The 25742-nt window shown below is 38.7% G+C and carries 21 protein-coding genes; 18 read left to right on the top strand and 3 right to left on the bottom strand.

Annotation, left to right across the window (positions count from 1 at the left end; translation table 11 throughout):
* Nucleotides 1-94: 94 nt before the first annotated feature.
* Complete coding sequence (locus AC504W_RS03150; protein WP_494876206.1) at nt 95-1285, bottom strand: sensor histidine kinase; 1191 nt, start codon at nt 1283-1285, stop codon at nt 95-97.
* 452 nt (nt 1286-1737) lie between these two features.
* Between AC504W_RS03150 and AC504W_RS03145 the strand changes: the two genes are divergently transcribed.
* The 14 genes from AC504W_RS03145 (at nt 1738) to AC504W_RS03080 (ending at nt 17223) form a co-directional block, all read left to right on the top strand.
* Complete coding sequence (locus AC504W_RS03145) at nt 1738-2280, top strand: Pvc16 family protein (protein WP_096583957.1); 543 nt, start codon at nt 1738-1740, stop codon at nt 2278-2280.
* A 70-nt stretch (nt 2281-2350) separates the two neighbouring features.
* On the top strand, nt 2351-4021 hold the full coding sequence (locus AC504W_RS03140) for a phage tail sheath family protein (RefSeq protein ID WP_494876205.1): 1671 nt from the start codon (nt 2351-2353) through the stop codon (nt 4019-4021).
* Nucleotides 4022-4169: 148 nt separating this feature from the next.
* Nucleotides 4170-4655 (top strand): phage tail protein, encoded by a 486-nt coding sequence (locus AC504W_RS03135; RefSeq protein ID WP_096583961.1) that lies wholly within the window; start codon nt 4170-4172, stop codon nt 4653-4655.
* Between the two features lie 66 nt (nt 4656-4721).
* A complete protein-coding gene (locus AC504W_RS03130; RefSeq protein ID WP_096583963.1) occupies nt 4722-5186 on the top strand; it encodes a phage tail protein in 465 nt (154 codons plus the stop codon).
* A 159-nt stretch (nt 5187-5345) separates the two neighbouring features.
* Nucleotides 5346-5837, top strand: coding sequence for a phage tail protein (locus AC504W_RS03125; protein WP_096583965.1), 492 nt, complete (start codon nt 5346-5348; stop codon nt 5835-5837).
* 1 nt (nt 5838) lies between these two features.
* On the top strand, nt 5839-6147 hold the full coding sequence (locus tag AC504W_RS03120; RefSeq protein ID WP_494876202.1) for a hypothetical protein: 309 nt from the start codon (nt 5839-5841) through the stop codon (nt 6145-6147).
* A 21-nt stretch (nt 6148-6168) separates the two neighbouring features.
* Nucleotides 6169-6540: a phage tail assembly protein gene (locus tag AC504W_RS03115; protein WP_494876200.1), complete on the top strand. Its 372-nt coding sequence runs from the start codon at nt 6169-6171 to the stop codon at nt 6538-6540.
* Nucleotides 6525-6683, top strand: coding sequence for a DUF6760 family protein (locus AC504W_RS03110; protein WP_494878543.1), 159 nt, complete (start codon nt 6525-6527; stop codon nt 6681-6683). Before AC504W_RS03115 ends, AC504W_RS03110 begins: the two co-directional genes overlap by 16 nt.
* 2289 nt (nt 6684-8972) lie before the next feature.
* A complete protein-coding gene (locus AC504W_RS03105) occupies nt 8973-10016 on the top strand; it encodes a response regulator (RefSeq protein WP_096583973.1) in 1044 nt (347 codons plus the stop codon).
* A 31-nt stretch (nt 10017-10047) separates the two neighbouring features.
* On the top strand, nt 10048-10425 hold the full coding sequence (locus AC504W_RS03100; RefSeq protein ID WP_494876198.1) for a response regulator: 378 nt from the start codon (nt 10048-10050) through the stop codon (nt 10423-10425).
* 4 nt (nt 10426-10429) lie between these two features.
* A complete protein-coding gene (locus AC504W_RS03095) occupies nt 10430-10927 on the top strand; it encodes a chemotaxis protein CheW (RefSeq protein ID WP_103125493.1) in 498 nt (165 codons plus the stop codon).
* Nucleotides 10928-10988: 61 nt separating this feature from the next.
* Nucleotides 10989-13286, top strand: coding sequence for a methyl-accepting chemotaxis protein (locus AC504W_RS03090; protein WP_494876196.1), 2298 nt, complete (start codon nt 10989-10991; stop codon nt 13284-13286).
* A 171-nt stretch (nt 13287-13457) separates the two neighbouring features.
* Entirely contained in the window at nt 13458-16469 is a 3012-nt protein-coding gene (locus tag AC504W_RS03085; protein ID WP_494876195.1) for a hybrid sensor histidine kinase/response regulator, read from the top strand.
* 481 nt (nt 16470-16950) lie between these two features.
* Nucleotides 16951-17223 carry a DUF7219 family protein gene (locus tag AC504W_RS03080; protein ID WP_096583981.1) on the top strand — a complete coding sequence of 91 codons (273 nt, stop codon included), beginning with the start codon at nt 16951-16953 and terminating at the stop codon, nt 17221-17223.
* Nucleotides 17224-17270: 47 nt separating this feature from the next.
* On the opposite strand, the gene AC504W_RS03075 is transcribed toward AC504W_RS03080, so the two are convergent.
* Nucleotides 17271-18185 carry an ion channel gene (locus tag AC504W_RS03075; RefSeq protein ID WP_494876194.1) on the bottom strand — a complete coding sequence of 305 codons (915 nt, stop codon included), beginning with the start codon at nt 18183-18185 and terminating at the stop codon, nt 17271-17273.
* A gap of 626 nt (nt 18186-18811) precedes the next feature.
* Here AC504W_RS03075 and AC504W_RS03070 point away from each other — a divergent pair.
* Entirely contained in the window at nt 18812-19480 is a 669-nt protein-coding gene (locus AC504W_RS03070) for a 2OG-Fe dioxygenase family protein (protein WP_494876193.1), read from the top strand.
* 366 nt (nt 19481-19846) lie between these two features.
* On the opposite strand, the gene AC504W_RS03065 is transcribed toward AC504W_RS03070, so the two are convergent.
* The gene (locus tag AC504W_RS03065; protein WP_096583994.1) at nt 19847-20260 is read right to left on the bottom strand and encodes a DUF6636 domain-containing protein; all 414 of its coding nucleotides are present in this window, start codon (nt 20258-20260) and stop codon (nt 19847-19849) included.
* A gap of 435 nt (nt 20261-20695) precedes the next feature.
* On the opposite strand from AC504W_RS03065, the gene AC504W_RS03060 reads away from it, so the two are divergent.
* The 3 genes from AC504W_RS03060 (at nt 20696) to AC504W_RS03050 (ending at nt 25436) form a co-directional block, all read left to right on the top strand.
* Nucleotides 20696-22957, top strand: coding sequence for an ATP-binding protein (locus AC504W_RS03060; RefSeq protein ID WP_494879531.1), 2262 nt, complete (start codon nt 20696-20698; stop codon nt 22955-22957).
* Between the two features lie 44 nt (nt 22958-23001).
* Nucleotides 23002-23451, top strand: coding sequence for a response regulator (locus AC504W_RS03055; protein WP_494876190.1), 450 nt, complete (start codon nt 23002-23004; stop codon nt 23449-23451).
* A 257-nt stretch (nt 23452-23708) separates the two neighbouring features.
* Entirely contained in the window at nt 23709-25436 is a 1728-nt protein-coding gene (locus AC504W_RS03050) for a hybrid sensor histidine kinase/response regulator (protein WP_494876188.1), read from the top strand.
* The last annotated feature ends 306 nt before the right edge of the window (nt 25437-25742 follow it).

The raw sequence follows: 25742 nt of genomic DNA, 5'->3' as shown, positions 1-25742 counted from the left end.
TGAAGTCTGAATTTTGGCAGTTTGAATCAGCAGACTATCTAATAACTTTGAAAAGCTTGCAGTCTAAGTCTTATTTCTTTTTACTTTTACCTTTTTACTTTTGCCTTTTATACGGTAATGTAAAGGAAAATTGTGCGCCCCCTTCGGGCAGATTTTCTGCCCATAAATTACCTTGATGTGCCAGGATAATTTTTTGGGCGATCGCTAGTCCTAAACCTGTCCCACCTAAACGGCGAGAATAATAAGGCTTAAATATTTGCTTCAATTCCTCTGGTACAATTCCGGAACCGCGATCGCAAATCTCAATTAGCACTTCATTACTGTAGGCGTACCAATTGCAAGTTATTGTCCCGCCACGAGGACTAAAATAAATTGCATTGGATAATAAGTTATCAAACACCTGTTTCATCTGCCAGTTATCTACTGTCACATACACAGGTTTTTCAGGATAATTAATCTTTAATTCTTTTTCTTTTAACAAATGTTGTAAATTTTTAATACATTCACCAATAATTGTTTGCAAATTGTGTTTTTTAAAGTTTAGATTTGCCTGTTGACCACGGTAAAGTAAATCGGTTAATTTAGCGCTGAGTTCATCTACAGTTTGCCGAATTAAGCAGGCTTGTTCTTGTAAATCACCTTGTGGTAATGCCAAGCGGAGATTTTCTGCATAGAGATTAATCAATGCTAAAGGATTCCGCAATTGATGTTCTGCTTGTCCGAGAGCTTGAGATAAAGCCGCAATTTCTTGTTGTTGGTGCGATCGCTCTCTATACATAGCCAAATAATTACTCAATAATTGAGCATTATTCAACAGTAAATTTTGCTGTTCATCTGATAGCAAATTACTAGTACAGATCAATAAATATTCGGCTGTTGTCACACTTTGTTTGCTAATTCGACAAACATAGCTATGATAAAAATCCGATGCGGCTAATTCCGTAATTTTGAGAACGGGAAAATCTTCTCTCCACCAAGTTTCTGCTTGCAAAGATGTAAAATCTAAGTTGGACTGTCCAGAAACAAAGTAGCTTGGCAAACAAGCTGGTGTAACTTGCACAGAACATAAATTTTCTGAGAGATATTCAGCCACTAAATGACGTTTTCCCTTTGCCAAATCGTGATAAACAGTCCAGATAGCCACAGTCGGCAATAAGGCAGTTAATTGTTGAATAATTAACTGACAAATTTGGTTAAAATCTGACTCTGGCAGCTTACTCTCTGAATTGTTTCCCAACAAAGGTAGCGGAAATTGAGAGGTTAATTTTTGTGTAGCCACCCTCATCCTGTTTTACACTCCGAAACACTCTAATAGCTAAGAAGCATGATGAATGCTACTCAATTTCAAATATTTTGTACTTGGAGAAATTATGCTTCTAACTGTATAAATACGGACGAGATTAGCTTACTCTACCCCTTGGGAATTTGGGGAATTTAAAACAATAATTTTACAATATCGACCAAAGTCTAATAACCGCCAGCCAACTAGATCCCTAAGCTAGAAAGAGTTAGCCCAATAGTGGCAAATCAACTAACAAAAAAGCCTGATTTAAAGGTTTATTTTGTGCTGTCAGCCCTCTGCCTTCCGTAAGTTAGGTAGCAAAGTAGTCACTTTCTGCTGCCTGCATTAGGAAATCTGGTAAGGACGCTTCAACCTCCATAGATTCATGCTGGCGGTAAAAATACACCCGCCAGACTGATTAAGGGAGCATTTCCGTCACCCTGCTGTTGTGTCTTATGATCCCAGCTGCTACCCAGACTTTAGCAAAAATTTTAGCTGGCGGGATTTCCCTGCTCAGTACAGAACAAATTGATTTCAACCACCCTGGTGTGGAACAGAATATCAACCCTAGGCTGAATTTATACTGTTATAACATTCAAGAAAGTGTTGAAAAACAACAGTCCAATTGTCAGCAACCAGCAGACAAAAGGAAATTAGTCTTATTAACACCGAGGTGGTTTGATATCTCATTTTTGGTGAGTGCCTGGGATTTTACCAGTTTGGGTGAACAGCGTCTCTTATCTGAGGCATTAATACTACTGTTGCATCATCACTCATTACGAGAGGAAGTACTAGCTCCAGCACTGCGCGGTCATGGCGAATTAGCAATGACCGTTTCTGCTATTCATCCTTTGGACGCTGCGGCTTTGTGGAATGCCCTAGGAGTACCATTACGTCCAGCTTTGTATGTGACATTAACAATTCCCCTGAACTTGGACAGTTACTCTGTCACTGAATCAAGGTCGGTAGATTGTTCAAAACCAACACAAAAAGTCTGAAGTATGAAGGCTGAAGTCTGAAATTTCATACTTTATACTTCAGACTTAAAAAATAGGAAAACCAAGTGTTATGCCAAGATTAGATTATTTTGCACCTGGTGTCTACGTTGAAGAAGTAGACCGAGGTAGTCGCCCAATAGAAGGGGTGAGTACAAATATCGCTGGTTTTATCGGTTTTACAGAAGATGTCCGCGGTGATGCGGAATTATTTAAACCGATGTTGGTGACATCGTGGAACGAGTATCTAGAATACTATGCTAAACAAGGTTCGGACGGTTTCACCGATTTTGATGCTTATTTACCCTTTGCGGTAAATGGTTGGTTTCTCAACGGTGGGGGACGGTGTTGGGTAGCCAGTATCGGCACAAAACTTCCTGGTTCTCAGCCACCACCACCAGAAGAAACTGCTTTAAAACTGCGTACTACCGGGAACCGTCCATCTTTAAGCTTTGCTCTGAAGCCTGCTGAAGGTGACGATGATAGCGGTGCAGAAGGCAGAATTAATGTTTCTGTGACTGAAAGTCAACCGCGTCCACCAGAAAGCCCAGAAGCTGAACCACCTGCAAATACTGGTGAATTTTTCAAAGTTATTATTAGCCGCAATGGGGAAATTCTGGAAGAATACGACAATCTTTCCATGAACCCTCAAGTTGAAGCACAGCTAGGTGCTTATGCGGTGACAGCTTTGCAAGAGTCGCAGTTTGTGACTGTCGCTGACTTAGAAACACCAGGACAACCTTTATCTCGTCGTCCTGCAAATGGTACTTACGAAGTCAGTCCGCCACCAGTCGTTTCTACTCCTGACCGTTTCCCCAGAGATGTGCAAGGTGTCCGGGACGATCGCACCGGGATGCAAGGTATCTTTGAAATTGACGAAGTTACCATGATTACTTTCCCTGATTTGATGCGGGCTTATCAAAACGGCATCTTGGATTTAGATCAAGTCCACGGCATCATGGAAGCAATGGTCAGTATGTGTGAAAATACTGCCCCCAACCGGATGGTAGTGTTAGATCCGCCTCCGTGTAAAGGTGGTGGTGCGCCTGTACCGCCCACCCAGGTGAAGCCTCAGCATATTGCTCAGTGGTTGAGTGCATTTAATCGGCGATCGCAATTTGCCGCCCTCTACTATCCTTGGATTAAAGTCCCCAACCCCCGTAACGGTGGTAGACCGATTTTGATTCCTCCCGCTGGTCACATGTTGGGTGTTTGGTGTCGGACTGATGAAACTCGTGGTGTGTACAAAGCACCCGCCAACGACACACCTAGAGGTGTAATTGGTCTAGCTTACGAAACCAACCTGCGCGAACAAGAATTACTTAACCCCTTGGGTATTAACTGTATTCGTACCTTCCCCAACCGTGGTATCCGCATTTGGGGCGCTCGCACTTTGGTAGAACCAGATAACGTGCAATGGCGCTACATCAGCGTCCGCCGCTTGATGAGTTATATCGAGAAATCAGTAGAACTTGGTACTCAGTGGGTAGTATTTGAACCCAACGACCAAGATTTATGGGCGCGTGTCACCCGCACCGTGAGTAATTTCTTAGAAAGACTATGGCGCGAAGGTGCTTTGTTTGGTGCTTCGGCTGCGGAGGCTTTTTACGTTAAGTGTGACTCCAGCATTAACACCCACGAAACCATGATGTTGGGTCGGTTGTATATCGAAGTTGGTGTCTGTCCTGTACGTCCGGCGGAATTTGTCATCTTCCGCTTTAGTCAATGGTCGCCTAACCAATAAACAATTTTGGATTTTGGATTTTAGATTTTGGATTTAAAGTTTCCGAAATAACTAATATCCAGAAATTTAAATTAAATTCAACATACTTACAGGGTAATAGCTATACCTTGTAAGTATATAAATTTACCAAAATCAAGGAGCTAAAAATATGCCTGAATTAAAACCAATTGCCGCCAGTAATTTTTATTTTGAAATTGATGGCATGACTGATATGGCCTTTAGCAAAGTTGGCGGGGTTAAATTTGAAGCCAAAGTCAAAGGTCAAGATAAACCTTTAATGTCTACTAAAGGTGGAACTACTATTCGACAAATTAACTCTGCTGGTTTTGAAGGATTATTTACAATCGAAGTAACAACCCTCATGAGTGGTGATAGTGATAGCACCAGTAAGAAAATGTATGAGTGGTTTAAAAAGTGTATGCCAAAAACTGAAAAGGGTGAAGGAAAATGGGCAGAAAGTAAAAAAACAGGTTCTATTACTGCCTACGATACTGATGGTAAAGAGGTAATGCGTTGGGAGCTAAAAGAAGCTTGGCCTTCTCAATATAAAATTGGTGATTTAGATGTAAATGGTAGTGATTATATCGAAGAGACTTATACATTAACCTGCGAAAATATGAACAGAAAGACATGAGTTTAACTCTAAAATTTGTCTGATTCATACAAACCATACTGAAACCATTTTTTGGAGATTTAATTTATGCCAGAGTTTATTTCTAACGCCAAGTTTTATTGGGAAGCCGATGGACTCACTGAGATTTTGATTCAAAAAATTAGTGGGATGCAAATGAAAATGACAGTTGCTGGTGGAGATTCACCCATTGGTGTAACCAAAGATGGCAAAACTCAAACACAAGCCACAATTGGTGGTGTAGAATGTTCTGAAATTACTATTGAATGTGTAGCAACTGCCGAATCTAAACAATTGCTAGATTGGTATAACAAATGCCATGCTGAAGCTCTTTCTGGTGGTAAAGCTGAGGGACGTAAAAATCGCAAATTAGGGAAAATTTCTATCTACGATGGTGAACAAGAAAAAGTTCAGTACGAGTTCACAGATGTTTTTCCTACTAGTTACGCAACCAGTGATTTTTCAGCAGGTTCTGGTGATTTACTTACAGAAACAGTAACCGTAGGCTTCACCTACTTTGAACGTAAAAAGTAAGTAGAAGTCTAAATTATGAAGTCTGAAGTATGAAGTATGAAAGTTTACCTTACTAGATAAAAACTTTCGCCTTAATTTAAGATGTCATCATGACTGTAAGGTTAACAACTTTTACTCTTCATACTTTTTTCTGAGCATAATTGTTATGAGGTTAACACTGTGACAGACTTTCCTGAAATTCTCACGAATAGCCGTTTTTATTTAGAATTAAAACTTACTGGTAGCCAAGAACCAGTAGATGGCTATTTTATGGAATGCCAAGGTTTTAAAATTAATCAGCAAGTCATAGAAGTTGCCGAAGTTACGCCGCAAACCTGGGGTAAAAATGGCAATACTAGTGGTAGAATTGTCCGCACTAAAATTCCAGGAAATATATCTTATTCCAATATAGTTTTACGCCGTGGTTTAACTATCTCTATGACTATGTGGAATTGGTTAGCGGCTGTGCAAGAAAGTAAATGGGGTGATGAAAGACGCGACGGTTCTTTAGTAATTTACAATCAAGCTGCTGAAGAAAAATTTAGATTAGAATTTAAAAATGCCTGGCCTGCTAGTTATAAAATTAATGATGTGAATGCAGCAGGTAGCGAACATGAAATTGAAGAAATAGAAGTAGTTGTAGAAGAATTAAAACGAGTAAAAGTAGCATAGGATGTTACAAACTGATTTTGAATTTACTTTACCGAAAGGGTATCTAGATGCAGACGGTAATTTACACCGTAAAGGTGTGATGCGTTTATCAAGGGCGATGGACGAAATTGTGCCATTACGTGACCCTCGTGTAAAATCAAATCCAGCTTATGCGACGGTGATAATTTTATCTCGCGTGATTACTCATTTAGGTGCATTAGATGAGGTAACACCCGCAGTTGTAGAAAATTTTTTTGCTTGTGATTTAAGCTATTTACAAAATTTTTATCGCCAAATTAATGAGTTAGAAGAAGTAGAGAGAGGGGAGTAGGGGTGTAGAGGAAAATAACAAATGAGTAATATACAGACAGAATTTAACTTTACCCTTCCGAGAGGTTTATTAGATGCTGACGGAAATTTGCATCGCCAAGGTGTGATGCGTTTAGCGACAGCCAAGGATGAAATAATTGTGCAGAAAAATAGGGCTGCTCAGGAAAATACAGCTTATGCTGCGATCGCCATGTTATCACAAGTAATCACTCGTTTGGGCGATTTAACAACAATAACTCCTGATTTACTAGAAAATCTTTTTTCACGAGATTTGGCTTATTTGCGAGAGTTTTATAATCGAATTAATCAGCAAGGTGATGCAGAAATTCCAGTACAGTGTCCCCAATGTCAGACTAATTTTCAAGTGGAGTTAGCTTTATCGGGGGAATCATAGGCTACCCCTCAGATTTACTACATGAGGAGGTAGCCTGTATTGCGTTTAATTTCCATTGGAGTTTAGCAGAAATTTTAAACTTAGAGCATTCTGACCGTCAGCATTGGGTTGAAGAAATCAGCAAAATTGTGCAGCCAGAATAACTGATAAAAGCCTTATCACATTAGCAAACTTTTGGGTACATACTATAGGAAGATGCCTCAATATTGAACTCAGCCTAAATTTATTCTGGTGTGTCAAATAACTGCTTTCTACAGAGGTTTAGCACTCAGCTAAACCTTTTTTATAACTTATGGTTTTGTAAAAAACTAACGGCTCTACTCAACTCGCGATCGCAAGATATATTTTATCATCTATAGCTAAATCTAATACACTAGATTGTTATCTAAAGTTTTTCTATCCCTCGCCAGATAGGTGAAATGAATTATTTTCAAGGTTAATATTCGGTCTCATAATGCCTGAAAAACGTGTATCCACCCTGGAAGTAAAGCCAGGGTTTTTTTCATTAATCTGAAAAATTAAATATATAGCAATAATTATTTGATTTAGAAAAGCTGAAAGGACTGATTAACGATTTCGGATAGATTGTTTTTTATTTAAAATATTTTTATACACTAGTTTAGTGTTGTCTCCTACTAGAGGTAGAATCAATTAATTATATCCTTATTAAAAAGACTTCATCTTTATCAGTCTAATTTGTATCTTTAATGAAGAGTAATACATATCATAGTTTAGATTTTTTGTACACAACTAAAAGGAAGATGACCTATGTCTAGTGAGGGGATAAATTATCTAGATATGGTAAACACCTGGTATTTATAGGCTTGGCCATTGTCCAAGCCTTTTTCATATTTTTTAGACAATAAAACTAGTGACAAAATTTTAATCAACTAAAATTAGCTCTATTGGTGCATAGTTTTGATATCTAAAATTAATAATATAAATTGCTTATAATAGTTTTTTTAACTGTACCAAACTCTCTCTATCCTTACTTTTTTGTAGTTATATCAATTGCATAGTATTTGGCTACACCCTAAAGATAGATGAAGTACCTGAGTAGAAAGTAATAAATTAATTTAGTACGTTGTTAAGCACAGCAATTCTTAAGGTTTGGTCATGAGCCAAACCTTTTTTGTAACTAAAAAGTATATAAATTTTACCTTGATAATTTTGGACATATAGGAATCTGCTTTGATTCCTGAAATGATTTACTTAGGAAGGGAATAAAGAACAGGTAACGGGGAACAGATAAGAAGGAATAAAAGTGTATGGAGTTCTTTTCAGAAATCAAATATGAGTTCTATATAACTATCCTATCTAAGTTGTGAAAAATCTTCTTTTTAACGAACCTCCCGTAAAGTAACTGGCAAAGAAGACGAAGAAGGATAGTAAAAAGAATAAAAAAATTCATCAATGATTTAGGATTGCTATATATTTTTATTTATAGATTGTCTCAAAATTAAAAATATTATTTGTAGCTCTGTTCATATCAGTTATTAAATCATTTGTATACATCCTTTAGAGAGATGAGCTAAAGGATGACTTCGGATAAATTAAGCTTGGTGTAGTAAATGCTTGGTATACATAAAGGCTTGGGTAAACCGAGCCTTTTTTTGTACACTTTTGGAGTATTGCATTATTACTAATTCTTATCGTATTTGTGGGTCAACTTAATGCAAGTATATTTCCACAACTATGCAAAAGAGTGTTGGATGTACTTAAGATTATAAATACACAGGTTAAACTAGCGATCGCCTCCAGCCTCAATCTATCTATAATTAATGCACTTAAAAAAATCACCCAAAAATTTTATATAAGTAATACTGGCAAAATTTACGAAAAACTCTTGAAATACTTACATTTTGCCGCATCATTGTACCTGTTAGTAAAATAGTCCAGTCAAGAAACTGTTGAAGTTTCATTAAGAAGACTCATATTTGTGCTTTCCGTGGGAACTATATGGACAATTGCACTAATAGAGGCTAGAAGGAATGGCATCTAACGAATTTATGTGAATTTCCGGTAATCTTACTTAACTAAACATTACATTATATCTGGTTTAAGCAAAGCTGAGGTTTTTTAAGTGTAACTACTGAGAAAAATCTAGTTAAATTTTGCTAATTTAGCAGTATTCTTTGAAATTCGTTTAGCTAAAAGTTGATTAAAGACAAGGAGATTGTTTTAATTTTTACTGTTTGTGAAGTTACTTCTCCTGATGCTGATCAATTTTAACGACGGTAATTAATTTAACTTTTAATTACCTATATAAAAAAGGTGTAAACATCAAAAATCAATAGCATCAAGTTACTAATGCCCCAAAATTTATCCTAAGTACTTGTAGTATATTTTACGCAAAAAACTTAGTTTTTTTGAGCATGGTAACTAAAACACGTACGAGTTGATATGACACGTCTTGAACTTAGCTGAAGTAAATGCAAAATCTAATTCCTATGAGTAGTCATCGGTTAATCCAAAAACTACATCCACTATCTTTATTAGCACAGCTAACTAGTCGGCGTGCTACGGGATGCTTACGTGTATTTACTGGATCAACCTCATGGTCAATCCATCTCGAAGAAGGTAAACTTACTTATGCTTCTTCATCTGATAAGGTATTTGAGCGACTGGATAATCAGTTACGGCGTTTGAGTCTCAATATCCCTACACTCAATAGCGCGACTCGTGTCCAGATGCGGCTGATGTTTGAACCAGCCAGTGAAAATCTGTCCATACCATATCCAGACTACCAAGCTATTTGTTGGTTAGTAGAGCAGCGTTACATCAGTTCTATGCAAGCAGCTACCTTAGTAGACGAATTAGCTAAAGAGGTGCTGGAGTCATTTTTAATTTTAAAAGAAGGAACCTACGAATTTTATCCTGACACTTCATGGAACGAACTACCAAAATTCTGCCAGTTAGACTTGCGTTTACTAGTGGAATATTGTCAAAGACAATTACGAAATCGTTATCATATCCAATCACCAGTTAATGTTGCGAAGGGTTCTCCAGTCTTACCGTCCATTAATTCATTATCTAATGGCAAGACATTAAACAAAAATAATTCTGGTGAAAATAATAATCAGAAATATGCCAAGCAATTAGAAAAAAATAGTTTATATACAGTTGCTTGCATTGATGATAGTCAAACTGTGTTAAATTCCATCAAGCTATTTTTAGATGAAAACACTTTTTCGGTAGTGACAATTAATGATCCAGTTAAGGCGTTAATGCAGATTCTCCGCAGTAAACCTGACTTGATTTTGCTAGATGTAGAAATGCCAAACCTAGATGGTTATGAACTTTGTTCATTATTACGAAGGCACTCAGCCTTTAAACATACACCTATTATTATGGTGACTGGTAGGACAGGATTTATTGATAGAGCTAAAGCCAAAATGGTCAGATCATCTGGCTATTTGACCAAGCCTTTTACTCAATCAGAATTACTAAAAATTGTGTTTAAGCATATTAAATAATACTGTCTTTCCCACAAAAGGAGAATTAGGAGTGAATCTGACTTTGGTTGGCACAATTTTAATTGTTGAAGATTCGCCCAGCGAATTAGAACTTATGAGCCATTATCTCAAAGAAAGTGGTTACAACGTCATCAAGGCTAGTGGTGCAAAAGAAGCTTTAGAACAAGCTCTTTTGCAAAATCCTGATGCAATTGTGACTGATGTTGTTATGCCAGGAATGAGTGGTTTTGAGTTATGCCGTTCACTGAAAAAAAATCCAGCAACTCAAAAATTACCCATAGTTATTTGTAGTTCAAAAAATCTAGAAATTGATAGATTATGGGCGATGAAACAAGGTGCTGATGCCTATATTACCAAGCCATACACACGAGAACAATTATTAAGAGCTATTAAATCAGTGGTGATTTAAATCAATGAACAATTCTAACGCTATACTTGCTGAAAAACCTCAGCAAAATCATCTCAAAGATGGTTATCTGAAGTTTCAGCTAAATCAACAAACTGCCGCTATGTTGGCAATGAATCACACTCAAGAAGCTGTGATTTTGCCTGTAGAAGCTATTACTCCGATGCCGAATATGGCTGGATGTATCTTAGGATTAATGAATTGGCGGAGTCGGATAATTTGGGCTATTGATTTACCGCGAATGCTCAATTTAGAAGCTATAGATACGCGAAGACAACAATATAATGTCATCGTAATTAAGGTAGAATCACTGCTTTTAGGTTTAGTTGTTCAAGAAATTAAAGGGACAACTAAAGTTATGCTTGATGATATTCATTCTCCCATTGGACAAGTAGCATCTAGTTTAGTTCCTTATTTGCGTGGATGCGTTGTGCAACAAGAAGAAATATTGCTGGTATTAGATGCACAAGCAATTGTGCAATCTTCTATTCTCCGCAGTGATTAAGTTGTCTGGACTTCAGATAACTTGAGATATTTTTGATGTACCTATGCAGGAGAATTTCAGGATGTTTAATAAAACTGACACGGCTAAGAGTGGTGATGGTAAAAATCGTGCTTCTTTGATTACATCTACCAAACTTTCTGAGAGTAAAATTCCATTAACGACTAATAGTAATGCTGCTAAATCTGATGGAGATATGCAGCATAATCTTGGTGGAAATTTAAAACGGCTGAGTTTAGAAACTAAAGCCACAATTATAGCGATCGCCATCAGTACTATACCAGCTTTAGTCATGGGTGCGATCGCCTATACTTTTGCGAGTAAATCATTGACTCAGCAAATTACCCAATTTCAAACGGCTGAAGCTATTGGTTTAACAGATAAAGTTAACCGCTTTATGTCTGCAAGATATGGAGATATTCAAATACTGGCTAACTTGCCTGTATTTGTGAATGGTAACTTCACCAGAAATACTAGTACTCCAGAAAAACAAGCATTACTAGATAAAATTCTCGCAGCTTATCAAACTTATAATAGTATTGCTGTCTTTGGCACGGATGGTAATGTAATTGTGCAGTCTTCTGGTGAAGCCCTAGATAACCAAAAAGATAATAACTATTTTCAAGCAACTCTGCAAAAAGATGCTGCGGTAATTAGTCAACCAGAAAAATCTGCTGATATTTATCTAGCTGCACCTATCAAAGATACAGTCACAGGCAAAACTTTGGCAGTTGTCAGAACCAGCCTACCGACTAAAGCTTTAGAAGAAACAATCAAAAACTATGCTGTTAACGGCTATCAATACGCTTTGCTAGATAATTCTGGCAAAGTTTTCTTAAGTTCACGCCCAGAATTATTAGGCAAAGAAGCAAAAGCCGAGTATCCTGGTTTAGCCAAAATTCTCGCAACAAGCAATATCTCTACCCTGACAACTGTTCCCCAAAGTCATCATAAACGACAATTAATTAGTTACGTACCTGCGCCAAAAATTGCCGGGTTATCAGATTTTAATTGGCAAGTATTGTTGACTACTGATGCGGCAATTTTATATGGCACTCAACGGCAATTGTTGTGGATAGTTACCATCGGTACAGGATTAATTGGACTCATTGTTGCTGCGATCGCAGCTTGGTTAGCCAAGCGTACCACATTGCCCATTATCAATGCCACCGCAGCTGTCGCCAAACTCGGACAAGGTGAACTCAACACCCGTCTCGCATCAGAAAGAGAAGACGAGTTAGGTGTATTGAGTGCCAATATTGATAATATGGCTGCTCAATTGCAGGTATTCGTCAAAGAACAAGCCGCCGAAATTGCCCAAACCAAGACTGTTACTGAAGCAACTTCCCCAGCCGAACGCCCAACACAAGAAGCCTTACAACTGCAACTTTTAGAACTACTAAATGACATCGAAGGTGCAGCTAGAGGTGATTTAACTGTCCGCGCTGATGTGACAGACGGCGAAATTGGCACTGTCGCCGACTTTTTCAACTCTATTGTCGAAAATTTGCGGGATATCGTCACCCAAGTTAAACAAGCCGCCACTCAGGTAAACACTGCTATTGGTTCTAACGAAAGCGCTATTAGCCAACTTGCAGACGAAGCACTAGTGCAAGCTGAGGAAATTAACCGCGCCCTAGATGCTGTTGATAAGATGACACATTCCATGCAAGCAGTTGCCAATAGTGCCGAACAAGCCGCCACTGTAGCTAACAACGCCGCTCAAAATGCTTCCAAGAGTGAAGAAGCAATGTATTTAACAGTGCAGAACATCCTCTCTCTCCGGGAAAGTGTTGGCGAAACAGCCCAAAAAGTTAAACGGTTGGGAGAATCTTCTCAACAAATTTCCCGCGTGGTGTCCTTAATTAATCAAATTGCCATGCAAACCAACTTACTCGCCATCAACGCAGGTATAGAAGCCGCCCGTGCTGGTGAAGAAGGCCAAGGTTTTGCTGTGGTAGCCGAAGAAGTAGGTGAGTTAGCAGTTCGTAGTGCCGCAGCCACCCAAGAAATTGAACAAATTGTCGAGAACATCCAACGGGAAACCAGCGCAGTTGTTCAAGCGATGGAAATTGGTACTACCCAAGTTGGCGAAGGTGCGCGGGTAGTAGAAGAAGCCAAGCAAAATCTCGGTCAAATTTTCGATGTTTCCCGGCAAATTGATTCTTTAGTACAGTCTATTTCTTCTGCAACCGCATCTCAAGTGCAAACATCGCAAACTGTGAGCTTATTAATGAAAGAAATCGCTGCTATCTCTCAACGCACTAGAGATTCTTCCAGCGTAGTTTGCCAATCTCTCAAACAAACTGTAGAGATTTCTCATAAGTTGCAAGAGACTGTTGAGACTTTTAAAGTTAACTAAAAATTGTCCAAAGTCAAAAGTCAATAGTCAAAAGTTGGGCTATTGACCATTGACCATTGACCCTTCGGGTTCACCAGTTGCTTCTCCTAATCGGAGACGCTACGCGAACAAGTCGGGAAACCCGCCCAACGCACTGGCTCACCATTGACTATTGACTAAATAATAAAAACAATGTCACAAGATAAAGAATTAGAAATCCAGATGCAGTTTCTGGAAGAAGCGACAGATTACCTCAATACTTTAGAAGCAGTATTGTTGGAAATCGACACGAGCCATCGTATAGATTTAGAAAAAATTAACGGCGCACTCCGCGCTGCCCACTCAATTAAAGGTGGTGCAGCAATGATGGGATTTCGGGTGCTAAGTGATTTAGCACACCGTTTAGAGGATGCTTTTAAAGTCTTAAAAACCAGAAAAAGTTCTCTAGAAATTGACCAACAATTGCAAAGTTTATTGCTGTCGGCAATTGATTGGATGCGTCAGATTGTGGATTTACTATCAACAGAAAGTGTCATCGAAGAACAATGGTTAACGAGTTTTTGTTTTCCAGTCTTTGATGAACTTCATCAACGTTTGGGTGATCCTAGTCCTGAAGATGCAACAACTATGTTGTCACCAGAAGATGGACAAAATATTATTCATTTATTATTTGAAACCGAAGTCGAAGGTTGTTTACAACGGCTAGAATCTGTGTTGGCTGATAGTCAACAACCATGTTTGCAAGAAGAAGTGGCAATTATGGCTGCTGAGTTAGGCGGTTTGGGAGAAATGCTGCAATTAACAGCGTTTACTCAACTGTGTGATTTCATCAAACGCTGTGTGGAATGTGCTGCACCAGAACGCATTCCCGAAATTGCCCAGATAGCATTGCAAACATGGCGGCGATCGCAAGCTTTAGTCTTAACGAATCAACTCGATAGTTTACCTAGAGCAATTGAGTTAAGTGAAGCACCAACCACATCAACAAATTATAATCAATTTGAGCAACTGTCAACCGCAGATGCGATCGCCCAATTTCTGGCTACAGATAACGGTGTTAACCAAGAAGTAGAACTAACAGAAACGCCATTGATTGGGCAAGCAGAAGAAATAACTGTTAGTAATTTTGTCCCCTTAGATGCAGAGATTAATCAAAGTATTAGTCTGCCAGCAATCAACACCATTATTGCCGAACACAAAACTGAAGTAATTAGTAATGGCAAAGACCGTGAACATTCAGAAAACTCAGTCCGAGTTCCCAGTAAACAACTAGAACAAATTAATGATTTGTTTAGTGAACTCATAGTTCAAAGAAACGGTCTACATTCCCAACTAGAAAAATTACGTAAACTCTCGCGGAATCTCAACCAGAGAGTGCAAACTCTTGATCGGGAAAATCAAGAACTACGGATGGCATATAACAGAGTACTATCAGCTAATGCGCGTCAGCACCACGGAATGACATTGGTCGAAAGCTCAGAAAACGAAAGTATTGATTCTCCCACTCAGCACTCAACACTAACCACTCAAAACCTTGCCAGCACCCAGCACTCCCTAGAAGAAATTAATTTGCGATCGCAAGATGTGATCGAAACTATTGTCCAAGTGCAAGAAGTTTCCACAGACATTCAATTAAGTGTAGATGATGCTGATCAAATTGCTCGCAAATTAAACAAAACCTCCAAACAATTGCAAACCAAGCTCAATCAAGTGCGGATGCGGCCAATTTCTGAATTAGTTGAGCGTTTTCCTAGAGCTATCCGCGATTTAAATGTGGAGTATGGCAAAAATGTCCAGCTAAAAATTGAAGGTGGCAATACTTTAATTGAACGCAGTATTTTAGAAGCATTAAATGACCCTTTAATGCACTTATTAAGGAATGCTTTTGATCATGGCATAGAAGAATCAGCCACTCGCCACAGCTTAGGTAAACCAGAACAAGGATTAATCGAAATTCAAGCCACTCACCGCAGCAATCGCACAATTATTACTATGCGGGATGATGGACGAGGTATTTCTTTAGAAAAAATTCGCGCTCGCGCCTTGGCAATGGGGTTAGATAGTTCTTTATTAGAAAGTGCGAGTGATGATGAACTACTTTCACTCATTTTTGAACCAGGGTTTAGTACTTCCGAAAAAGTCACCGCCTTATCTGGTCGTGGTGTGGGAATGGATGTGGTTCGCAACAACCTCAAACTGGTGCGCGGTGATATCACAGTTGATACTGAGCCAGGAAAGGGAACCACCTTCACCTTATCAGTACCGTTTACCCTGTCTGTGGCGCGAGTGCTGTTAGTTGAAACCAGTAAAATATTACTGGCCTTTCCCACTGATGTGGTTTCGGAAATATTTTTACTCCAAAGCGATCGCATCATCTCAATGGGCGGTAGCGAAGTCCTGAATTGGCAAGGTACAATGATACCTTTGATTCGCCTGGGACAATATTTGGATTTCAATTGTCCGCGTTACGACAGTCCAGAACTGGAAACTCCCGCAGCCATTAACGCTAGTAGTGTATTAATAGTCAAAGGTAACAATCAAACTGTTGCTGTCCAAGTAGACCGTTGTTGGGGTGAACAAGAAGTTGCTATCCGTCAAGTTGAAGGTAATATCCCTTTACCGGAAGGTTTTAGTAACTGTACAATTCTCGGTGATGGTCGAGTTGTCGCCTTAGTTAATGCTAACGAATTACTATATTGGATTGCTACTAACCAAAACACTCCCAAAAACAATCAACTACCCTCAGTCAGATTAAAAACACCGTTCCTGTTTGTTGATAGTGAAAAGCTGGCGGCGTTACCTCCCAAACCAAAAGGCAAGATTTTAATTATTGATGACTCAATTAATGTCCGCCGCTTCTTAGCACTTACCCTAGAAAAAGGTGGCTACCAAGTAGAACAAGCAAAAGACGGTCAAGATGCTTTAGAAAAATTAGAAACAGGCTTGAAAATTGCTGCTGTAATTTGTGATATCGAAATGCCTCGTCTTGACGGTTATGGATTTTTAGGAAAAGTTAAAAACAACATTGATTGGAAAAATATCCCAGTTGCAATGCTGACTTCTCGTAGTAGCGATAAACATAAACAACTCGCTATCCAACTTGGTGCTAGAGCTTATTTTTCCAAACCATATAACGAGCAAGAATTACTCGGCACTTTAGAGCAACTCATCAGTAATGTAGCAGAAACAGCAGCTTCTAATTAAATGCCAACTCAATAAATATTTGCACTCATTCCCAGTTTCCCGCCGGGAATGATATTTTTTTGTTTTGAAGATTTACCTAATAGTAGCGATCGCCACTCTCACGATTTGATTGTCAACATCAACTTCAACATCGCCTGACAGTCTTACTTATACAGCTTGCATAATTAGCCGTAAGTAACCTGATAGGTACATGTACAACCTAGCTAAAATTCCTATATTGGAGGATATCTCATGCTTAATACCCCCATAGCATTAGTTTTAGCTGAAAAAAGTTAATTTAGTTACATTTTTCTAGATTCAGTTAGTATACTGTTAATACCAGCAAAGTTGGTACTACTCTTGAAGAATCCTCTGACTAAGATAGTTAGCATTATCCGACAACTCGGAATCCCTGTATCTATGCTTACTTTGTCTTTACACAAGATGTGCTAAAGTTTCTCAACTGCTAATGTTTGATTAAATTCTCCAAATTTAAATAGTTATGACAGAGCAATCAGATTTTCTATCTAATCTCTCTGACTTTCTTTATCCACGTAGTTGCTATTACGGTCAGTTTAAGCCAGAATATCTAGTATTTAACGCTAATTTACAAGAATTTGCTCAAAGAGTGGGCTACATTAGTAACCTGCAAACAAATGGTAAACTTTCTCCAGAAGAAGCCTACCAGCAAATTAAGGCTCTTTGGAAACAATTAAAACGTGCAAAAAAACAGCTAGAAATTAGGACAGATGTCTTAGATTCAAATAATCCTTAATAATATTACATCATTTTTAATAAAACAACTTTGTGTTCCTGTCGGCTTTACTCCAAAGGTAAAACATCATGGAAGTGGTTGTAGTCGATATAACGATGTCCATTAGATGCGTGGTGCAGTATATCTACAAACCGATGATTCCATAAAATCTCATTACTACCATAGCTATGACGTGCATGAACAACTTGTGCCACTGTTTCATCAATGCCGCTTAAAGATACCATCAGTACACAGTTAGTTTGAGTTAAAGATTCTGGTGTCATCCCATATAAAGGACTAGACTCATCAATTACATGGATGACTGACCAACTTAAGGCAAAGCCAGGAGTTTGCTGGCGCAAAAGTTTAAGATCATAAATGCGGCGCATAAAATCACCTTCTGCGGTCACTTCATCACGCATTAGATACACCCGCATCTGTGCTTCCAAAATTAAATTCCGCCGCTGGTTAGCAGTGCGAAACATCAGAGTCGGCGCACCCTCATAGGGTACAATTACCGCCACACGACTAAATATGACACGCGCCGTTGGACGAGAAAACCGAGCAAAGGCTAACCCTGTCATCACAGCAATTCCCATCACCCCAACAATCGCCTCTATCGTCACAATAATATTGGCATAAGTTGTTTTGGGATACATTGCCCCATAGCCAATAGATGCCAAAGTTTGCACACTAAAGAAAAACACATCTAAAAAAGACCCTGGACGAGCATTCGTAATGCAATCTCCCCCTAATAAATAAGCCAAAGCAAACAGAGTGTTAATAACTACATAAAAAGCACAAATTAATAGAACAAATCCACTCCAAGGAACTGTCAGCAGTAAATGATAGGGATCGCGCCAGTATGAGTACCATACACCTAAACCGATAATCTCGACATTACCATTGCGATACTTTAGGTGAACGATGCTTTGTGAACCTTGTCTTTGCTTCCGTGCAAGTATCTTGAGTTGAAATTTCATCGGGTTTGACCAGGTAAACTCTCTGCTCGTTTTGGGCGTAAAATTTTACTGATTATTGAGTTGGCTAATACTAATTTAATGTGAAGTTGCACATATCTAGATCCCCAGAAATCCCCTTTTTTAACTGCGATGTACACACAAGTCAAAAATGTTTAACCCATAATGATGTTGGCATTATGCTATCTCTAAGCCATCTGCTTGAACCGTATGTCAGGCTTAGACTAACAGTTGAGCCAAAAATTCCTACGATACCTAATGAATCTGGCGATATATTCATTTACAGACCACCGAATTCACTACTTCGTAAACTTAAAAATGAATATGAAATCAAGCCAGCCTGGGAAGGTAAAGACATTTGGCTATGGCGACTAAAAAAATAACTTGGCTAGGCAAAATCTTTTATTTGAGATTTACCCGAATTGAATAAAAAAACTAGAACTGTTTGCAAGATAGGGACTAGAGAGAAGATATCTTTATTTTTTTGTAAAGTTATTGCTTTATCACAATTTGTCAATTTCTGTAGTTAATTTAACGACACTTTAATAAAAAGTAGCATATACTCGGTATATAAGCCTCCGAGAAAGAAAAATAGCGGAGGATTGAAACCTAACCAGCAGGTAAATCCTATGCAAACAGTATGGGAATCAACGGAATTAGAATATGCCTTTCTGTTCACATTAAGAAAAGTAAATTCAATTAATCCAGAAGGTTTTGAGCCATTCTTTCATAATTTGCCAGTTGATCCTTATATCAAGGGCAATTATCGTTTAAGAAGATTATCTCGGTTTACTGTTTCTGGAAATGAGTTAATAAAATTACCTCATGGCTATCTTTTTCAAAGTAAGACATACAATCCGTTATTAGGAGATGTTAAAAGAGAGTTCTCGGAATTGGAAGATGGCATCATTAAGCTTGATATCTTTAAAAAGATGGTCTTAGCGTTTAGTGATTCTTGTAAACTCCACCCAGAAGCAGAAATAGGTGTTCATCAAATCAGAACTATCTGTTCCGCAGAAAATATGGGTAATCCAGCACCTGAAGGTATTCATCAAGATGGTACTGATTTTATCGGCATATTCTCTGTTGCTAGAGAAAATATTCAAGGGGGAGAAACTCATTTATATACTGCGAAAAAAGAGAAGCCTGTTTTTAGCAAAGTGCTAAATTCCGGTGAACTATTATTAGTTAACGACCACGAATTTTTCCATTTTACGACTCCCATCAAACCTCAAACTGATGGTTTAGGAATTAGAGATGTATTTGTGTTAACTTCGCCGAGTTTGTTGACTGAATGATTATTTTCACAGTAAATGATTTATAAACTTGAATATTACGTACTAATTTTGCTTGGCTAACATTAATCTATTGTCAATATGGGGAATTAAACTTAGTTATTTCCCCATATTTTTTAGATAAAAAATAATATAACTGATAGTTTTTGAGCAATTTGAAGGTGTAAAAACAGCAATTAATTGGTTTTACTGAATGGCGATCGCACTCTCAATTGATACCGTTTCACTTTAAGTTTGATACAAATAGACCGCAGGGGAGACAGCGCGTTGGGCGGGTTTCCCGACTTGTAGCGACTGGCGTGGGCAGAGGGGCGGAGGAGAAATTATTCGTATCATTTATTGAGTGAAATGGTGTGAGATGCTGCAATTTTAAAAAAATCTTTGTCGCTCTCGGCTAAGTTCCCAACCTCGATTATCTCGGTTAACGCAAGTTAAGCCTGTCCTTCTGGATGTGCAAACAAAACCTTGATAACGCAACGTTTTACCATATTGCAAAACAGGACTGTTGGCATCTGCTACAGTGTCGCCATAACAACCCCGATATCCACTACCCCGCGCATTCAAATTAAATACATGACCCCAGTCTAATTGACAGTCTTTGGGTTGGGGTGGGATTCTTCCAGTAATTTGTAAAACATCACAACGAATACTTTGATCTGCGATTAAGCAGTGAATATTCCGAGAAGGTGTTTGAAATTGGGTTTCTGCTTGGGCGATCGCCGGGAAAGATATAAAAGAAAATACAGTTGTTGTCAGGATGCTCAAAAAATTCTTGCGATTCATGAAAAATGCCTTGTACGACAGAAAAAGTTCTTGATAGCAGATTTGTCTCTTCAAGGCTGGTGCTGATTTCTTAAAATGCACATACTCTTTGATGAGACTTGCTAGATTTAATTATATTAGTGACTATTAGTACCAGTAAATATTTAGATACCAACATTCTAGATAAAAGAAACAAATCTTATAATACTTGACTGTAATTGCTTTGACGCTTTTAGTCAAATTAAAGGCACATCAGTAATTGGCAATTAAGGTAACTTTTATATCAATAATTCTTGGGTGCTAGAAATTATGCAGAAGTCGGCAGTTAAAAATGATAATTTGAGACAGTTCTGATTTACATTCTAGTTTCGACAAATCAGTAGCAAGAGCAAGGCAGAATAATTTCTATCTGCGATTTAGTGCATTGTCATCAGTTAAACTTTACTTATTCACATCATGAGTCCTGAAGACATCACTGCTCAAACTACTTCTGGAAATAACCATGACCAACCGATTCATCTCTCTGGGTCGATACAGCCTCATGGTTTATTACTCGCACTTAATGCTGAGTTAGAAATTTGGCAAGTTAGCAACAATACTCAGAACTATTTGGATCAACAACCCCAAGAGTTACTTGGTCAACCATTGAGTTGTTTACTGGCTACTCAACAGGTAACAGCCATTAAACAGTGCTTAGAGAAAAAAATTGGTAGTTTCACAACTTTCAAAATACCAATCACAACTATCAATGGCGAGCGATATTTTGATGCTATTGTTCATCGGACAAGCAATGCTTTAATTTTAGAACTAGAGCCAAGAGACAGTGATGATGAGGTGAGTTTTTTAGGTTTTTATGGTTTGGTGAGTGAAGCGATCGCCAAACTACAAAATACTTCCAATCTCGCAGAATTTTTGCATTTAGTTGCCTCAGAATACCGCAAAATCACTGCTTTTGACCGAGTGATGGTTTATCAATTTGATCAACAAGGTGCGGGTTCAGTAGTTGCGGAAGTCAAAAGCGAAGATTTACCGCCTTATTTGGGACTGCACTATCCGGCTACAGATATTCCTGAACCTGCAAGACAGCTATATACTCAATGTTTGCAGCGATTTATCCCTAATTTCCCAGCCCAATCTGTGGAGTTGATTTCCCAAAATTCAGCCGACGCTACACCCGTTGATTTAAGCTGGGCTGTATTGCGGAGTGTTGACCCCTGCTGTGTTACCTATCATCAAAATATGGGCGTAACCGCCATTCTGGTGATTGCGTTAATTAAAAATCAGCAGTTATGGGGGTTAATTTCTTGTCATCATCCAATGCCGAAGTATCTAGCTTATGAAGTGCGGAAAATCTGCGAATTTTTAGGACAGATTGTTTCCTTAGAGTTAGGACACAAAGTTATTCACTCAGAATTAGACTATGAAGTTAGGCTGAAATCTCTCCAAGGGGAATTTGTCGAGTTAATTTCTCAGGCGGATAATTTTATAGATGCGTTAATTAAACCGCAACCGAGTTTATTAGCTCTGGTCAATGCTACTGGGGCGGCGGTATGCCTAGATAATGAAATTACACTGGTGGGCGCAACACCAAATATAGAACAAGTGCGATCGCTAATTACTTGGGTAGATAGTCAAGTTAGCAATCGCATTTTTACCACCGATTCTCTCCCGAAACAGTACCCAGAGGCGATTAAATTTAAAAATACAGCCAGTGGCTTACTATTGTTACGTATTTCCCAAATCCAGCGTTACTATATTCTCTGGTTTCGCCCGGAAGTTGTGCAAACTATTAATTGGGCGGGAAATCCCAACACATCAATTCAGGTACAGGCGGATGGTAGCATTATTTTTTGCCCGCGCACATCCTTTGAAAAGTGGCAAGAAATAGTCCAGTTAACTTCTCTACCTTGGAAACAGTGTGAGATTGATAATGCTTTGGCCTTGAAAAATGCGATCGTCGGGATTGTTCTTTCCAAAGCGGAAGAGTTAGCCAAAATCAATCAAGAGTTAGAACGCAGTAATCACGAACTTGCATCTTTTGCTTATGCTGCTTCTCATGACCTCAAAGAACCTTTGCGCGGCATTTATAACTTCTCGACAATTTTAATCGAAGATTATGCCCAAGTTCTTGATGAAGATGGCATTGATTACTTACAGACTGTACTTTCTTTGTCTGTGCGGATGGAAACTCTGATTAATTCCCTGTTGCGTCTCTCGCAATTAGGACAAACAGAAACCGATCTTCAACTTACCGATCTCAATGAATTGCTCAACCAAGTCATTGAGGTAATTAGTAGCAGTCGTCAAGACACTGAATCTTATATTCACATTCCTCGGCCGTTACCTACGGTTCCGTGTGACTCGGTACTTCTCAACGAAGTTTTTACTAATTTGATCATCAATGCCTTGAAATATAACGATAAACCAGAACCATTAATTGAAATTGGCTTTATCAGCGAGAGAGAATCAGATAATACCTTAAAAGCTACCTCATTTCCTGTTTTTTATGTCAAAGATAACGGTATTGGCATTCAACAACATCATTACCAAACCATCTTTCGCCTATTTAAACGACTACACTCTCAAGAAAAGTATGGCGGCGGAACAGGAGCCGGATTAGCCATTTCTAAAAAAATTGTTGAGTTACACAACGGTCAAATTTGGGTTGAATCCAGTGTGGGTATTGGTTCTACGTTTTATTTCACCTTGGGACAATAGTTTAAGATAATTAAAATTTTTTGTTACATTTTTTAAAATCTCTGATGACGAAAAAACTTAACAAACCTCTGTTGGTTGTTGAGGATAGCAATGAAGACTTTAAAATGTTGCAACGCCTGATGCGGCGGTTGGCTGTCCCGAACCCCATATATAGATGTACTAATGGGGACGAGGTTTTAGACTTGCTTTATCAAGAAAAAAGTTCTCAAAACCCTAACAGCATACCAACGCCTTCTGTCATCTTGCTTGACCTGAATTTACCGGGGATTGATGGCCGTGACATCCTCGAACGGCTCAAGCAAGATATAAGTTTAAAGAAAATCCCCATTGTGGTTTTTACCACCTCATCCAACCCCAAAGACATTGAATTTTGCTACCAAAAAGGAGCCAATGGCTATTTAGTCAAGCCGATGGATGCTCAAGAACTGCAAAAGACGGTTCAAGCATTTGTTGACTATTGGTTAGAGAGTAATACGGTGCCACCTGGGGATTAATACCAATTCCCCAAAATATGGCTACACATAGGCAGATGGGGGGCAGGGGGCAGGGAGCAGGGGGAGAATTATCTATAGCCTGGATTTAGATAATTGGTACAAAAGTTAAAGGTAGAGTGGGCAAACTTTGCCCACCCGACTTTTCTGTACCTTAAAATTTAAGATTTTATTTATATTTTTGTAATGATTAATTAACAATTGCAGTAATGTATGGGATTGTGAATGAAGGAGTGTAAACATTCTCCCCCATTCTTAATATGCCGGACACCTGGACGCTACTCATCATTGATGATTGTGCCGAGGATCGGAAAATCTATCGTCGATATCTCTTAAAAGATCCTCAAAATTCATATCAGATATTCGAGGCCGATTCTGCGGAAGAAGGGCTGGCGTTGTGCCAATCAATCCACTGTGACGTGATTTTGCTGGATTTTTGCCTACCTGACATGAGTGGGTTAGATTTGCTGGAGCGTTTGAAAAAGCGTAAGGTTGAAGCCCCTGTTTCCATAATCATGTTGACAGGGCGTGGTGACGAAGCAGTTGCAGTACAAGCCATGAAACGAGGTGCGTATGATTATTTAGTTAAACAGCACCTCCAGTTAGATGTACTACAATTAGCAGTTCGCAATGCCATTAAACAATCTCGCGTTGAAGTTAAACTCAGCAAAACGCAAGAACGACAGCGTTTAATTGCGACAACAGCACTTCGCATCCGTCAGTCGCTGAATCTAGCAGAAATTCTGCATACAGCTGTAGTTGAAGTACAGCAACTTTTGAAGTGCGATCGCGTGATGGTCTATCAGTTTACTTCTGATATGGATGGTAAGATAGTCGCATCATCTAAAGAGCCTGAGCAAATATGCGATCGCCTCTGGGATACTTGCTATCAAGAAGAAAGCAGCTTTGTCACTACACAAGTAGCTCATAGTAGCGTCACGACTAAACAAAAAAACTTAGTGGTGGCTTACAGCAATCTGGGTGAAAATCATCGTTGGCGATGCAGACGCAAAATTTCCCATCACCATGAAGCGAGTTTGAGTCATTTGTGTTTTCAGACAAAAGAGCAACTTAATCCTCAAATAAATTTAGTAGTTCCCATTAATCTGAACCAAAACAATAACCCTAACCCAAAACTTTGGGGATTTTTGATTGCCCAACCTACTTCTGAAGATAGACTATGGCCAGCTGATGAAGTAGAAATTCTCAATCAAGTATCTGTCCAATTAGCGATCGCTATTCAACAAGCAGAACTATTGGCGATGACTCAAGCCGCATTGGTAAAAGAAAAAGAACTGAATACATTTAAATCTCAAATCGTCACTACAGTTTCTCACGAATACCGCACACCTTTAGCTTCGATATTGGCAGCTGCATCAACAATCAAGCAACAAGGCGCACAACTAAATGAGTCGAGAAAAAATCGTTTCTTACAAATCATTGAGCAAAAAGCTAGGCATTTGTCCAGACTTGTGGATGATATGCTGTTAGTCCATCAACTCGAACTCGACAAAACCAAATTTAAGCCGCAGCAGCTAGATTTACTGCAATTTATTTCCGAGTTAATCGAAGATCAGCAAGAAGTATTAGGCGATCGCCATGAATTGATTTTACAGGTGACAGGAAACCATCAAAGCTTTTGGGGCGATCGCGGACTTTTACGGCAAATACTATTGAATTTATTATCCAATGCCATCAAATATTCCCCAGCAGGCGGCAATATAGAAATTTATCTGGATGGTAAAGAATCTGAAACTCTCCTAGAAATTCAAGATAAAGGCATTGGTATTCCTGTTGCAGATCAAGAAAACTTGTTCAAATCCTTTAGTCGTGGGAGTAATGTTGACACTATCCCAGGAACAGGTTTGGGCTTAGTAATTACTAAAGCCTGTGTAGAGTTGCATGGCGGCAATATTAGTTTATCTAGTCAAGAAGGACAGGGAACTAAAGTTACAGTTAAGTTGCCAAAGCAGCATTCTCATTCGTAATTCGTAATTCGTAATTCGTATTTTATGCACAGTGGTTTCATATAAATGGAGAAAAATGAAAATACTCATAAAGGTATTGAGACATCGATAGCTGTACAAGTATGAATCTGATGATGGATTCATTTAATACTTGGGCAAATCCGGTACAGATCAGATGATTGCGATCGCAATCATTGGACTTTTGGTTGTCCTTCCTTAAAAAACCAAGATGTCGATGAACTGTATCAATGAGTAAAAAAAGGTACGGTAGTTGAAATTTTACCTTAAGCTAAACTGAGAGATTGTCTTGGCAAAGTATACTATTCC

This window comes from Nostoc sp. C96 (genome assembly GCF_059384975.1).
The sequence above is the reverse complement of the archived record's forward strand: the minus strand, read 5'-3'. Positions and strand labels throughout refer to the sequence as shown.

What these genes read in the sequence shown, in the direction of transcription:
- AC504W_RS03150 (WP_494876206.1), bottom strand. Translation starts at nt 1,285, where the DNA reads ATGAGGGTGGCTACACAAAAATTAACCTCTCAATTTCCGCTACCTTTG.
- AC504W_RS03145 (WP_096583957.1), top strand. Translation starts at nt 1,738, where the DNA reads ATGATCCCAGCTGCTACCCAGACTTTAGCAAAAATTTTAGCTGGCGGG.
- AC504W_RS03140 (WP_494876205.1), top strand. Translation starts at nt 2,351, where the DNA reads ATGCCAAGATTAGATTATTTTGCACCTGGTGTCTACGTTGAAGAAGTA.
- AC504W_RS03135 (WP_096583961.1), top strand. Translation starts at nt 4,170, where the DNA reads ATGCCTGAATTAAAACCAATTGCCGCCAGTAATTTTTATTTTGAAATT.
- AC504W_RS03130 (WP_096583963.1), top strand. Translation starts at nt 4,722, where the DNA reads ATGCCAGAGTTTATTTCTAACGCCAAGTTTTATTGGGAAGCCGATGGA.
- AC504W_RS03120 (WP_494876202.1), top strand. Translation starts at nt 5,839, where the DNA reads ATGTTACAAACTGATTTTGAATTTACTTTACCGAAAGGGTATCTAGAT.
- AC504W_RS03115 (WP_494876200.1), top strand. Translation starts at nt 6,169, where the DNA reads ATGAGTAATATACAGACAGAATTTAACTTTACCCTTCCGAGAGGTTTA.
- AC504W_RS03105 (WP_096583973.1), top strand. Translation starts at nt 8,973, where the DNA reads ATGCAAAATCTAATTCCTATGAGTAGTCATCGGTTAATCCAAAAACTA.
- AC504W_RS03095 (WP_103125493.1), top strand. Translation starts at nt 10,430, where the DNA reads ATGAACAATTCTAACGCTATACTTGCTGAAAAACCTCAGCAAAATCAT.
- AC504W_RS03090 (WP_494876196.1), top strand. Translation starts at nt 10,989, where the DNA reads ATGTTTAATAAAACTGACACGGCTAAGAGTGGTGATGGTAAAAATCGT.
- AC504W_RS03085 (WP_494876195.1), top strand. Translation starts at nt 13,458, where the DNA reads ATGTCACAAGATAAAGAATTAGAAATCCAGATGCAGTTTCTGGAAGAA.
- AC504W_RS03080 (WP_096583981.1), top strand. Translation starts at nt 16,951, where the DNA reads ATGACAGAGCAATCAGATTTTCTATCTAATCTCTCTGACTTTCTTTAT.
- AC504W_RS03075 (WP_494876194.1), bottom strand. Translation starts at nt 18,185, where the DNA reads ATGAAATTTCAACTCAAGATACTTGCACGGAAGCAAAGACAAGGTTCA.
- AC504W_RS03070 (WP_494876193.1), top strand. Translation starts at nt 18,812, where the DNA reads ATGCAAACAGTATGGGAATCAACGGAATTAGAATATGCCTTTCTGTTC.
- AC504W_RS03065 (WP_096583994.1), bottom strand. Translation starts at nt 20,260, where the DNA reads ATGAATCGCAAGAATTTTTTGAGCATCCTGACAACAACTGTATTTTCT.
- AC504W_RS03060 (WP_494879531.1), top strand. Translation starts at nt 20,696, where the DNA reads ATGAGTCCTGAAGACATCACTGCTCAAACTACTTCTGGAAATAACCAT.
- AC504W_RS03055 (WP_494876190.1), top strand. Translation starts at nt 23,002, where the DNA reads ATGACGAAAAAACTTAACAAACCTCTGTTGGTTGTTGAGGATAGCAAT.
- AC504W_RS03050 (WP_494876188.1), top strand. Translation starts at nt 23,709, where the DNA reads ATGCCGGACACCTGGACGCTACTCATCATTGATGATTGTGCCGAGGAT.